This window comes from Frigidibacter sp. ROC022, from assembly GCF_024723735.1.
In the GTDB taxonomy this organism is placed as follows: Bacteria; Pseudomonadota; Alphaproteobacteria; order Rhodobacterales; family Rhodobacteraceae; genus SLM-1.
In genome coordinates, this window is sequence record NZ_JANQDU010000002.1 from 711,468 (window position 1) to 723,666 (window position 12,199).

A 12,199-nucleotide genomic window follows, 5' to 3' on the forward strand; every position below is an offset into this window, starting at 1 on the left:
GATTGCGCCTCCATAACCTATGAACAGCAGTTCGCATTTGTGAACGGCGCGGATTTGGCACTGCGACCTTGGTCCGGTTGCATGGGTTCGTGCGTAATCAACGGGATTCGCAGCATGAAGATCACCGATATTCGAATAAGATCGTTCCGGACCTATGCCGACAGTTGGGACCGCGATCATGGGGTGCCGCTGCCAAAGGCGGAAAGCATCCAGACCGTGACCACCATCGAGACCGATGAAGGGGTCAGCGGGCACTACTTCGGCGGCGGGATGCGAGGCGATCTTTACGGCCTGTCGGCGAGCGAACAGGAAGTCATCCTGGGCCGGGTCAAATCGCTGATCGTCGGTCAGGATCCGATGGACCGCGAACTGATCTGGAAGTGGTTCTGGGTCGCGGCGAATATTCCCGAGAATATCGGAAGTGTCATCGACAATGCCTTGTGGGACCTGGCCGGGAATGCCGCCGGTCTGCCAGTCTACAAGCTCATGGGGGGCGCGCGCGACCGGGTGAAGGCCTATGCCTCGTCCCACAAGAACATGGGCCAGCCCGAAGACTATGCGGCACACGCCCTGGACTGCAAGAACAAGGGCTATCTCGCCTACAAGATACACCCGCATTACTTCTGGAACCCGGACACGCGCCAACCGACGCCCGGGCGCCCGTCCAACATCCGCGCCGATATCGAGACCTGCCGGGCGGTACGCGATGCCGTGGGGCCGGACTATGTGCTGATGTTTGATCCATGGGGCACCTACATGACAATGGAGGAGGCCCTTCTTGTCGGTCGCGAACTCGAACGTCTGAACTTCTACTGGTACGAACACCCGATGCCCGAGACCCGGCCGGAAATGTACGTCCGGCTCTGTCGCGAGCTGACGATTCCGATCCTCTCGCCGGAAATCGCCGCGGGTGGCGTCTTCACCCGGGCAGACTGGATCCTGCGCGGCGCCTCGGACATGACACGGATCGACACCCATCGGGGCGGCATCACCGGCGCACGAAAGACCTGCATTGTGGCCGAAGCCTATGGCCAGAGGTGCGAGCTGCACATGTCGGGCTGGGGCAACCTGCATGTCATGGGCGCCACGCATGAGGACACCAGCGAATACTACGAAAAGGGCCTGCTGGCACCGGGCGTCGACAACGACATTCCGCATCCCTACCTGAAGGTGAATTGCGATGTGGTCGAACCCGACGGCTACATCACCCTGCCGAAGGGGCCCGGTCTCGGCTACCAGATCAACTGGGACTACATCGAAGACAATCTGGTCTGAGCTCATGGCACGCCGCGCGTTCGTCATGAAGCTCCGGCCCGGTTGCGAAGCGGAATATGCCGCCAAGCACGATGCGATCTGGCCGGAGTTGGTGGAGCAGATGCGCGCCCGCGGGACCCGAAACTACTCGATCTATCGCTACGGCCTGCTCTTGTTTGCCTATCAGGAAAACGACGGCCCCGCCGGGGAGCCGACAGACCTGACCAGACGTTGGTGGCAGGAAATGGCGCCGCTGATGGAGACCGACGCGAACGGCGCCCCATGGCGCGAAACCTTGTCCGAGGTGTTCCACCTCGACTGAATGAAAGGCATCTGATGTCAAGTGAAGCCTTGACCGGGATTATCCCGATCCTCGTTACCCCGTTCGATCAGAACGGGGACATCGACTTTCCCAGCCTCGCCAATCTGATCGAGTTCAACATCGCCGGAGGCGTCCACGGTCTGGGCGTGGCCAACGGCAGCGAGTTGTTCAAGCTGAGCGAGGCCGAACGCCACGAACTGGTGGCCTTCGTGGTCAAGGCGGTGGCGGGCCGGGTGCCGGTTGTCATCAGCACCGGTGCGCCCGGGACGGCGGTGGCCATAGCGTTCAGCCAGGCGGCCGAGGCCGCGGGTGCAGATGCGGTGATGCTGATGCCGCCGGACTTCATGCCGGTGTCTCCGGAGGCCGTCGTCAATCACTATCGTGCCATCTCGCGTTCCGTCTCGATCCCCGTCGTGTTGCAGGACGTGCCGATGGCGCCGATTCCGCCGACGCTTGCCCGAAGGATCGTGACCGATTGCCCGACGGTAAAATACATCAAGGTGGAGACCTTCCCGCTGACCGCCAAGGTCGAGGCCATGGTCGGCGCGGACATTCCCGGGCTCACGATCCTGGGAGGGGCCGGCGGCGCCTATCTCATCGAGGAAATGCGTCGTGGCTCGCAGGGCACCATGCCCTATTGCAGCGAGCCGGCCAGCTTCGTCGAGGTCTGGAACAGGTTCCGGGCCGGAGACGCCGCCGGCGCGCGTGAGCTCTTCGACCGCAGGATCATGGGGCTGAACCGTCTGGCCGCACAGGGGCCCGACACGCAGCACCACCTGCACAAGCAGTTTCTGGTGCGTCAGGGCATCATCCGGACCGCGCATGTCCGCAGCCCGACCGAGCCGATGGACAAGGTAACTCAGGGCGAGATCGACGAGCTTCTGGCCTATCTGGTTCCCACGGCGGTTGCGTGGACGGGCTGAGATGGCCGCCGGGGAGCAGTTGCGTGTCACCGACCCGCATCTGCATTTCTGGGATCTCTCGACCGGCCTCTACCCGCGTCGCAGCGCCCGTGGCGCCGGCAAGACGGCGCTGACCGGCGACTGGCTGCCCGCCGACCTGAGACTTGCCGCCGGCCGGGTCGTTGTCGAGAGGGCGGTTCACGTCGAAGCATTCCCGCTGGATGGTCTGGCAGAGGCTCGCGTCCAGTCGGCGCTTGCGCGCGCGGAGGGACAGCCGAAAGCCATTGTGGCCTATTGCGACCTGTCACGTCCCGACATCAATTGTGCACTGGCCGACCTGGCGGCGATTCCCGAAGTGCGCGGTATCCGGCAGGTCCTTGATCGTTGGGTGGATCGGCCGGGCCAGGTGCAGCGGAACCTGCTTGGCGATCCGGCTTGGCACCGCGGCTTCTCATGTCTGAGCGCGCATGGATTGTCGTTCGATCTGCAGATTGCCCCGGAGCAGATTGATGCCGCCGCCCGGCTTGCGATCGACCACCCGGAAGTCCCGATCGTCCTGAACCATCTTGGCAGGGCACGAGGGCAATCTCACGACGAGTGGCGAAGGAAAATCGCCTGCCTCGCCGGTTGTGAGAACATGAGAATCAAGCTCAGCGGCTTCGGAATGTTCGAGTCCGCGCCATCGGCAGAGTCCATTCGGCCGTTCATCGACACGGCCCTGGACCTCTTCGGAAGCGAGCGGGCCATGCTTGCTTCGAACTTCCCGATTGATGGTCAGGGCACGGCATACGACGAGCTGTGGCAGCATTTCGCAGATGCGACCGCACATCTTTCCCGATCCGACCGCGCCCGACTGTTCGGCGGCACGGCCGACAGCTTCTATCGACTCGGTTAGGCGGGTTCGAACTGTCCGGAGCGCGCCGAGCGATGCATGGCGTCGATGGCAATCACTGCGCGTGCGCCGACCTTCGCATCCGCCAGGTTGATGACCTCTCGCCCGGCACATAGATCGACGAAACGGGCCACAAGCTCGGTCACACCATATTCGCCGGCATCCGGCGCCGGCTGTTCCACATGGGTCCAGCCGTCGAAGCGGGTCACTTCCAGCCGCTCGCGCTCCAGATCAAGCAGCAAGACGCCCTCGTCGCCATACAGCCGGATATCCACCTGCTTCTTGCGTTCCCTCGGGATCACCCCGGTTCCCGACACCGAAACCGTCGCGCCCCCGGCCAGTTCCACGACAGCCGCATCGCACAGATCGACTCCGGCATCCGAATTCCGCATCCGGGCGAAGACCCCCGTCGGATCGTCATCGACGACCAGAAAGAACAGGCCGAGTGCATGGGTCAATTGTCCCCAGGCATATCCTCCCGCACGGGCGGGATCCGCCCAGGTGGACGCGGGCGGCCGGAACAGGTGGCCTGCCGTTCTTGGGGGAAGCTCCCCGGAAAACAGCTCGACCGTACCGCTCGCGGTCAGGCAGACCGCATGCTGAAGTCGCCCGATCCTGCCATCCTGCATCAGCTTGTGCGCGGCGGCGGCAAGTGGTCGAAAGTTCCAGCCATAGGCCGTCATCACATCCGTGCCTTGGCGTTCGGCTGCGGTCAGTATCCGCCGGGCGTCCTCTGCACTCGTCGCCATCGGCTTCTCGATCATCACCGGCAGGCCCCGGTCGATACACATCAGCGCGTGTTCCGCGTGCAGGACATGCGGCGACGATATGATCACCCCGTCCAGCCTGCGCGTGTCGAGCATCTCGGCCGCATCGCGAAAGCCGAGATTCGTTCCCAACTTCTCCGCAAGAATCTGCAGCCCCTCGGGGTCGGGCCGGCACACCGCGATCTCGCCGACTTCCGGATAGCCACGCAACAGCGGAATATAGGTCTGCGCAGCCCACCAACCTGCGCCGATGATTCCCACTTCCAGGCTTCGGTCTGCTTTCTCAGACATTATCCGCTCCTCCCGAGAACGCGTCGATTCAGCGCGCAGTGCCGGACCCCTTGGCACCTTGGGTGCCTTGCCGATTGCACCGATGACCAACGAGATGCTGATGCCGGAAAAATACTGACGACAACAGGATTGGACTACAAGGCCGGCTTCCCTGAAAAGCCCGGAAATCTGGGCTATCTGAACGACTTCCATCTCATGGACAGGTTCTGGCGTGACTCAGGATAACCAGGACGATTTCGGCCTTGCTCGCGGAGGCCGGCCTCTCGGATCACAAGACGCGATTGTGGGTCGAGATACTCGTGGACTTCACCCATGGAGCAGCCCTGGCCACCGCCATGAAAGGGGAACGCACAATCATCGGACCGGCCTGGCACTCCTTGCCCCGTCAAGAGGTCGGAGTGCATCGGACCATCAAGGCCCGCGGCGAAGCCAGTTCATCGTCTTGAAATCCTCGCGGAACGCGAAGCGCTCCAGGTGGCTGTCGATCACGCCGCGCGACCTGTCCAGCCCTTCGGCACTGTCCGCGCTGAGAACCACCGTGAGTTCGGTCTCCGTCGCCGCCAGCGTCGCCTTGCCGGCGGGCAACTCCGCCTCGCCCGACCGAGCATCGAAGCGGACCGGAACCTTGTGGCTGAAATGCTTGCAGAGCTGTTGCAGGTAGCGGCTGGCATTGCCGGTCACGAAACGGCCTTCGTCGATCAACTTGTCTGGCATGGAGGATTGTCCTGACTGATTTTGTCGGATATTAGCCTGACAAAATGAGTCGCCTTTGTCGAGTCCCTGCAACCGACTGAATATGAAAAGAAAGGACCTGTCATGAGATCAATGCTTGCCGCGCTGGCCCTGGTCGCAACCCCGGCTCTCGCCCTTGCCCAGACCGTCGAGGTGCAGACCGCCGCCGGTCCGGCCAGCGTACCCGCGGCCCCGGAAACCGTCGTCGCGCTGGACCTGGCGGCGATCGACGATCTCGCGGCGCTTGGCGTCCCGGTGGCCGGTGTTCCCGACGTCACGCCACCGGCCTACCTGGCCGATGCGCTTCGCGATATTCCGACGGTGGGCACCCTGTTCGAACCGGATTTCGAGGCGCTCGCGGTTCTGGCGCCCGATCTCGTCATCGCCGGCGGAAGGTCGCAATCGCAGGTCGGCGCGCTGTCGCAGCTGGCGCCGACCATCGACATGACGATTTCCGGGGAAGACCTCGTGGCCGAGAGCAAGGCCCGTCTTGCCGCCTATGGCAAGATCTTCGGACATGAGAGCGAGGCGGAGTCGTTGATCGCCAGGCTGGACGCGGCCATCGCCGGAGCCCGCGAAGCGGCGGCCGGCAAGGGCGATGCCCTGATCCTGCTGACCAATGGCGGCAAGGTTTCGGCCTTTGGCCACGGCTCCCGGTTCGGCTGGATGCACAGCGCGCTCGGCCTGCCCGAAGCCTATCCCGACCTGACCGCCGAAACCCATGGCGAGGCCGTCTCGTTCGAGTTCATCGCGGATGTCGATCCGGACTGGATCTTCGTCATCGACCGGGGCGCCGCCATCGGCCAGGAAGGCGAGGCCGCGGCGGTGACGCTGGACAATCCGCTGGTCGCGGGAACCAAGGCGGGCAAGGCCGGCCATATCGTCTATCTCGACCCGGCCCGTCTCTACCTGGCCGGCGGCGGCATCCAGTCGATGCTGGGCACCATACAGGAGATCACGGCCGCCATGAGCGCTGCCGCCGGCTGAGGCGGGCCCGACGTGAAGACCTGGGCCATTGCCCTGCTGGTCCTCGCCCTCCTCGTGGGGGCGAGTTGCCTTGTCGGGGTCGTCGATCTGTTCGGCACTTCTCTTGACGGGCTGATGGTGCTGGCGGTCAGCCGCCTGCCAAGGACCTTTGCCGCCCTGCTGGCCGGGGCCGGACTGGCCCTTGCCGGGGTCGTCGTGCAGATGAGCGTGCAGAACCGGCTGGTCGAACCGGGGCTGGTCGGCACACCCGAATCCGCGATGCTGGGCCTGCTGCTGGTGACCCTGGCCGCACCCGGGGCGGCGCTGATCGTCAAGATGTCGGTCGCGGCGGGCACCGCGTTGATCGGCACATCGGGGTTTCTCTGGCTTGCCCGTCATGTCCCGCGCCGCGACCCGGTGCTGCTGCCGCTGATCGGCCTGATCTATGGCGGCATCATCGGCGCCGCGGTCCTGTGGCTCGCCTGGACCACCGACCTGGTGCAATATGTCGGCGTCTGGCAAAGCGGCGAATTCTCGGGCGTGCTGCAGGGCCGCTACGAATTGCTGTGGATCGTCGCGGGGGTCGCCGGGCTGCTGTGGCTGGCGGCGGACCGGATCACGCTTCTGGGTCTGGGCGAGGACGCCGCCCGCAGCCTGGGTCTCGACTACCGCCAGACCCTGCTGATCGGGCTGATCCTCGTCGCGGTGATCGTGTCGGTCGTGGTGGTCAGTGTCGGATCGATCCCCTTCGTCGGGCTCGTGGTGCCCAATATCGTTTCGCGCTGGCGGGGCGACAACCTGCGCCGCAACCTGCCGCTGGTGGCCTGGCTTGGCGGCTGCACGGTTCTGGGCTGCGACATCATCGGGCGGCTGATCCGATACCCCTACGAAATCCCGGCCGGCACCGTCTTTGCCGTCCTCGGCGCCGGGCTGTTCCTGTGGCTGCTCCACGCCGCTCCGAGGCGCGCCAATGGCTGACCGCAGACTGCTCATTCTCGGTCTGGTCCTGGCCGCCGTCTCGGCGCTGTTTCTGCTGTGGAACCTGCGCGCACCGGTCGGCTTCATCCTGGGCCTGCGCCTGACCAAGCTGGCGGCGCTCTGCGCCGTGGGCACCGCCATCGGCACCGCGACGGTGCTGTTCCAGACCATCGCGGCAAACCGGCTGCTGACCCCGGGGATCGTCGGCTTCGACGCGCTCTTCGTCTTCATCCAGACCATGCTCGTCCTTGGCCTGGGCGGCCTGGGCTATGCCGCCCTGCCGTCGCTGGCGCAGTTTGGCGTCGAGACGCTCACGCTGGTGGCCGCCGCCATGGCCCTGTTCGGCGTGTTGCTGCGCAGGGGCGCCGACGACATCCTGCGCATGATCCTGACCGGCGTGATCCTTGGCGTGCTGCTGCGGGGTCTTGCCGGGCTGGCGCAACGGCTGCTCGATCCGTCCGAATTCGCCATCGTCCAGCAGGCCAGCTTCGCCACCTTCGGGGCCGTCGACAGGACCCAGCTTGCGATCGCCGGCCCGATCCTGATCCTGAGCTTCGCGGCCGCCCTGCGCCTTGCCCGGCTGCTCGACCTGGCGGCACTGGGCCGCGCCACGGCGCTGCCGCTGGGCCTCGATTTCGACCGCGTCGTCTTCGTGACCCTCGGCCTTGTGGCGCTTCTCGTGGCGGTCTCGACCGCGCTGGTCGGCCCGATCACCTTCCTCGGTCTGCTGGCGGCCAGCCTTGCCCATGCGATCCTGCCGACCTGGCGTCACGACCGGTTGCTGCCGGGGGCGGCGCTGATCGGCGCCACGATCCTCGTGTCCGGCCAGTTCGTCTTCGAACGCCTGCTGGGCCTGCAATCGACGCTGACCGTGATCGTGGAGTTCCTCGGCGGATTGCTGTTTCTCCTTCTCGTGCTTCGGAGGCCCCGTCCATGATCCAGCTCGACAGCGTCTCGGTCGAAAAGAACGGCAGCCCGATCCTGACGGACGTGTCGCTATGTTTCGGGCAAGGGGGCATCACCGCCCTGATCGGACCGAACGGTGCCGGCAAATCGACCCTGCTGCACACGATTGCCGGGCTGACCTCCCCGGTGCGGGGCCAGGTCATGGTCGAGGGGCTGGACATGGTCCGCGCCCGCCCGGAGCAACGCGCCCGGCACGTCGCGCTGCTGGCACAGAACGAGAGCGTGACGGCGCGGCTCACCGTCCGCGACCTGGTGGAGTTCGGCCGCTGGCCCCACCACCGCGGCCGCCCCCGCGAGATCGACCGGGTCAAGGTTGCCGAGGCCCTCGGGACCTTCGACCTGGACGGTCTTGCCGATCGGCGGCTTGACGCGCTTTCAGGCGGCCAGCGCCAACGCGCCTTTGTCGCCATGGCCTGGGCGCAAGAGACATCCTGGCTGCTGCTGGACGAGCCCCTGTCGGCCCTCGATCCACGCCACGCCCGCGACATCATGGACCGCCTGCACGCCCTGACCCGCCCCGGAGCAGGCCAGCGCAGCGTCGTCATCGTGCTGCACGATCTCAGCGTCGCGGCCCGCTACGCCGACCGGATCGTGGCGCTGAAGGACGGGCGGCTTGTCACCTCGGGCCCGCGGGTGCTTGCCATGACCGGCGCAATGCTGAGCGATCTCTTCGGAACCAGGCTGGCGGTGGAACGGGTTGCCGGCCGCGACGTGGTTCTGCCGGCATGAACTGCCTCGGAGCTGTCAGGCCCCATGTGGACCGGTCTCCGTCGGGATGGCGAGGCTGACCCGCGATCGACACCCGGCCACGGCGCCAGGGCGCAACGAAAAAGGGCACCCCTGAGGGCGCCCTTTTCCGAATTCGGATCGTTCGTTCAGGCGAGCTTGAGATCTGCCGCCGACTCGCGGCCGTCACGGCCGGACTCGATTTCGAATGTGACTTCCTGACCATCGTCCAGCGACGTCAGACCCGCGCGCTCAAGGGCGGAAATGTGGACGAATACGTCCTTCGCGCCGGTCGCGGGGGCAATGAAGCCAAAGCCTTTAGTAGAATTGAACCATTTCACGGTGCCATTGGCCATCGTGAGATCTCCTTTAGTTTTCAACCTGTTCGCGGAAATGCAACAGCGTGGCGCAGTCGGCCAGTAACGAGTTCGCTGAGGTCCGGAAGGGAAAGCAGGAGATCGACTGAAATAACGTAGCACGGTCCTGATGGCAGAGTGCGGGCACTTTGTCCATGACCAGTCAGCTATGACCCTGCGTCACGGCGTAAAGGCACCGGGCGGCGCAATGACATTGAATCGGGCGCACCATGCTTGCCGATCCGGAATGGCGCAGAGAGGGGGCCCCGAAAGCCCGCTGCGGCACTGCAAGTCAGGTCAGAGGATGGTGTGCGCATCGAGCGGGAGATCGAGACGGCCATCCCGGCGGCTAGAAGTGGCGTGACACGTTCCCTGTGCTTCGGTCCCCGCCTTCTCGGGCGGCAAGTGGCCGGGCTTGGCTCTGCCGTTGACGTTGCGCAAACCACGCTCCCGGGACAGCGGCGGACTTGACCAATTTCTTGCTCATCCTCCCCTCGCAGGGATAAAGTGAACCCGATCCAGAAGCCTAGGCGGACGCCCGATGAATGCACCAACAATCATGACAAGGCTGCGCCATTCGCGTCAGGGCCTGCCGCCGACCGCCAGCCGGATTGCCGCCTTCATCGAGCAGCATCCCCATGACGTGATCCGCATGTCGATCACGGAACTTGCCGAGCAGACCGGCGCCAGCGAGGGCAGCGTCGTCGGTCTGTGCCGCCGTGTCGGGGCCTCGGGCTTCCAGGACCTGAAGATTCAGCTGGCCGGCCAGATCGTCGAGCCGATCCAGTTCATCCAGGAGGATCTGACCGAACGCGACGATTTCGCAAAGGTCCGGGACCGGGTGTTCGCCGCGCATGCCAATTCGCTGAATGATACACGGGTTCTTCTGACCCCGGAGAGCCTGACGCTCGCGGTCGATTTCCTGCGCCGGGCGGATCGGGTGGAAGTCTACGGCGTCGGCAGTTCGGCCCCCGTGGCAGAGGATCTTGCCTATCGCCTTCTGCAACTCGGCAAGAACTGCAAACCGGTGACCGATTCCCATGTCCAGGCAGTCAGTGCCTCGATGACCGGTCCGGACGTGGCGATCGTCACCGTCTCGCATTCCGGAAGCACCTCGGCGACGGTCTATTCGACCCGTCTGGCGCACGAGGCCGGGGCAAAGATCATCGGCATCACCCGGCTGGGCAAGACGCCGCTGGCGCGATATTGCGACACGGTTCTGAACACGGTCGCCAATGAAACGCGCTATCGGCCCGAGGCGATGAGCAGCCGGATGGCGCAACTCGGCATCATCGACGCCTTGGTGAGTTGCTACGCGCTATCGAACGCGGCGAAATCCATCGAAAAGCTGCAGCTGAGCGCCCATGTCCTCTCCGAGAAGCGCTTCTAGCGGACCAGATCGCCGACGCCCGCGTAGCTGCCGTTCGGACCGACGAGGATCGCCGGCATTCCGGCGCAGCGCGCGCCAAGACCGTCGGTCGCCGGGTTGTCCCCGACCATGACTGACCGCGCCGGCGTCGCCCCGAACCTTTGCAAGGCCCGCAGGAACATCAACGGATCAGGCTTGCCCACAATCCGGGGGTGAAGACCGGGAAGACAGGCTTCCAGAAGGGCGAGGAGCGCGCCTGTTTCCACGACTGGCACCCGGTTGTTGCCGGGATGCGTAAGGTCGGGATTGCTGACAATCAGATTGGCTCCGCCGTGCAGAAGCCGCAGCATGGTGTTGAGATCTTCGAATGTCAGAGACAGGTCCCGCGCCACCGCGACCGTATCGGTCGAGGCCGCGGCCTCGACCAGGGTCACACCCGATGCGCGGGCGTATTCCTTGAGTTGCGGCGCGGCAAAAAGCGCGACCGTGCCGTCGCCATGCGTCGCCGCGAGTTCATCCACCATCAGCGCACCGGCCAGCATGATCCGCCTCGGTTCGACGGTCAGCCCGGCGCGGCCGAGCCGATCCGATAGGCTCTCCGGCGTGTCGGTGGAGTTATTCGACAGGACCACGAACCGGTCTTCGACCATCCTGAGAAACGCGGCCGCCGAGGGAGCGGGTGCCTCGCCGAACGCAAGACAGCCGTCGAGATCGATCAGCACAAGTTCGGCCTCTCTCAGAAGCGCTGCGGCGGTGTCCGGATCGGATGTGTCGGCATTCGTGCCAGCCGGTTGGGGATGCAAGCCGGTCTCCTTTGGTCTTTCGTATTTCGGTCCGGTGTCCGCCCGGGCGGACGTCAGAGATGGAAGGTGTTGGTCTGGTCCAGGAAGTTCTTCAGATGCACGATGGTCTGACCGGGATCGGCAAAGATCACCGCGTAGAACGGGGGTTCATGGCTTCCCGGAACCTCGTCCTCGATCTCGAAGTCCAGCGCCACCTGGTGGTTCATGCCCGGCAGATTGGCGAAGGGTATTCCGTTCCACATGCCGCTGATCGGCCGATGAAGATGGCCGAAGAACAGCTGCCGGATCCCCGGACGGCCCGAGACGACCTCGGCGAAAGCAGCCTTGTCGCGCAGCGAAATCCGATCCATCCGCCGGATCCCGACATCGAATGGCGGATGGTGCATGAAGAGGTAGACGGGCTTCTCTCCGGCCCGGTCCAACTCGTCGGTCAACCAGCGCAGCCGTGCCGCATCGAGCTCGCCGTGATGGGCGCCCGGCACGTTTGTGTCCAGGCAAATGAAGCGACCAGCGGCGGTATCGACCGTGAACTGAACGTTTCCGTCACTGTCCACGGGATGGTCGGGAAAGGCCTTGCGGAACTCGCTGCGGCTATCGTGATTTCCGATCAGCAGATGGGTCGGCATCTCCAGCCCCTGCAGCATCTCGCGCAGACGGCGATAGGCCGCAGGATCACCCGAATGGGCGAGGTCGCCGGTGATCACGGCGCGGTCGGCATCCGCGTGTGTGCGCCTGATATCGGCGATGCAGGCGGCAAGCCGTTCCGCAGGGTCCAGCCCGTAAAGCGGACCGCCGGCATTCATGTGAAGATCGGTGATCTGAAGGAATTTCATCTCGGGTCGCTTCCCGCAAGCCTGTCGGTTGGTGGGGCCCCA

Annotated in this window: 14 protein-coding genes; 9 read left to right on the forward strand and 5 right to left on the reverse strand. The window is 64.9% G+C overall.

All coding sequences use genetic code 11. The annotated features are described in order from the left end of the window. The first annotated feature begins 114 nt into the window (after positions 1-114). The 4 genes from NUW50_RS10200 to NUW50_RS10215 are packed head-to-tail and all read left to right on the forward strand — an operon-like array spanning position 115 to position 3,373. Entirely contained in the window at positions 115-1,275 is a 1,161-nt protein-coding gene (locus NUW50_RS10200; RefSeq protein WP_258288996.1) for an enolase C-terminal domain-like protein, read from the forward strand. A 4-nt stretch (positions 1,276-1,279) separates the two neighbouring features. Beyond that, on the forward strand, positions 1,280-1,576 hold the full coding sequence (locus tag NUW50_RS10205; RefSeq protein WP_258288997.1) for an L-rhamnose mutarotase: 297 nt from the start codon (positions 1,280-1,282) through the stop codon (positions 1,574-1,576). A 29-nt stretch (positions 1,577-1,605) separates the two neighbouring features. Continuing rightward, the gene (locus NUW50_RS10210) at positions 1,606-2,499 is read left to right on the forward strand and encodes a dihydrodipicolinate synthase family protein (protein WP_258288998.1); all 894 of its coding nucleotides are present in this window, start codon (positions 1,606-1,608) and stop codon (positions 2,497-2,499) included. A 1-nt stretch (position 2,500) separates the two neighbouring features. Next, on the forward strand, positions 2,501-3,373 hold the full coding sequence (locus tag NUW50_RS10215; protein WP_258288999.1) for an amidohydrolase family protein: 873 nt from the start codon (positions 2,501-2,503) through the stop codon (positions 3,371-3,373). Here NUW50_RS10215 and NUW50_RS10220 read toward each other — a convergent pair. After that, positions 3,370-4,620: a Gfo/Idh/MocA family protein gene (locus NUW50_RS10220; protein ID WP_258289000.1), complete on the reverse strand. Its 1,251-nt coding sequence runs from the start codon at positions 4,618-4,620 to the stop codon at positions 3,370-3,372. The genes NUW50_RS10215 and NUW50_RS10220 overlap by 4 nt on opposite strands. Before the next feature lie 219 nt (positions 4,621-4,839). Next, the gene (locus NUW50_RS10225) at positions 4,840-5,142 is read right to left on the reverse strand and encodes a DUF2218 domain-containing protein (RefSeq protein ID WP_258289001.1); all 303 of its coding nucleotides are present in this window, start codon (positions 5,140-5,142) and stop codon (positions 4,840-4,842) included. A 102-nt stretch (positions 5,143-5,244) separates the two neighbouring features. Here NUW50_RS10225 and NUW50_RS10230 point away from each other — a divergent pair, with 102 nt between their 5' ends. The 4 genes from NUW50_RS10230 to NUW50_RS10245 are packed head-to-tail and all read left to right on the forward strand — an operon-like array spanning position 5,245 to position 8,799. Further along, a complete protein-coding gene (locus NUW50_RS10230) occupies positions 5,245-6,147 on the forward strand; it encodes a siderophore ABC transporter substrate-binding protein (protein ID WP_258289002.1) in 903 nt (300 codons plus the stop codon). A gap of 12 nt (positions 6,148-6,159) precedes the next feature. Next, complete coding sequence (locus tag NUW50_RS10235) at positions 6,160-7,104, forward strand: iron chelate uptake ABC transporter family permease subunit (protein WP_258289003.1); 945 nt, start codon at positions 6,160-6,162, stop codon at positions 7,102-7,104. After that, a complete protein-coding gene (locus NUW50_RS10240) occupies positions 7,097-8,041 on the forward strand; it encodes an iron chelate uptake ABC transporter family permease subunit (RefSeq protein ID WP_258289004.1) in 945 nt (314 codons plus the stop codon). Before NUW50_RS10235 ends, NUW50_RS10240 begins: the two co-directional genes overlap by 8 nt. After that, entirely contained in the window at positions 8,038-8,799 is a 762-nt protein-coding gene (locus tag NUW50_RS10245) for an ATP-binding cassette domain-containing protein (RefSeq protein ID WP_258289005.1), read from the forward strand. Before NUW50_RS10240 ends, NUW50_RS10245 begins: the two co-directional genes overlap by 4 nt. 146 nt (positions 8,800-8,945) lie before the next feature. Here NUW50_RS10245 and NUW50_RS10250 read toward each other — a convergent pair whose 3' ends face one another. After that, positions 8,946-9,152, reverse strand: coding sequence for a cold-shock protein (locus NUW50_RS10250; protein WP_258289006.1), 207 nt, complete (start codon positions 9,150-9,152; stop codon positions 8,946-8,948). A 541-nt stretch (positions 9,153-9,693) separates the two neighbouring features. On the opposite strand from NUW50_RS10250, the gene NUW50_RS10255 reads away from it, so the two are divergent. Beyond that, positions 9,694-10,542, forward strand: a complete 849-nt coding sequence (locus NUW50_RS10255; protein WP_258289007.1) for a MurR/RpiR family transcriptional regulator — start codon at positions 9,694-9,696, stop codon at positions 10,540-10,542. On the opposite strand, the gene NUW50_RS10260 is transcribed toward NUW50_RS10255, so the two are convergent. Both NUW50_RS10260 and NUW50_RS10265 read right to left on the reverse strand, forming a co-directional pair. Continuing rightward, on the reverse strand, positions 10,539-11,324 hold the full coding sequence (locus NUW50_RS10260) for an HAD-IIA family hydrolase (protein ID WP_258289008.1): 786 nt from the start codon (positions 11,322-11,324) through the stop codon (positions 10,539-10,541). The genes NUW50_RS10255 and NUW50_RS10260 overlap by 4 nt on opposite strands. Positions 11,325-11,377: 53 nt before the next feature. Beyond that, entirely contained in the window at positions 11,378-12,157 is a 780-nt protein-coding gene (locus NUW50_RS10265) for a phosphodiesterase (protein ID WP_258289009.1), read from the reverse strand. Between the last annotated feature and the right edge of the window lie 42 nt (positions 12,158-12,199).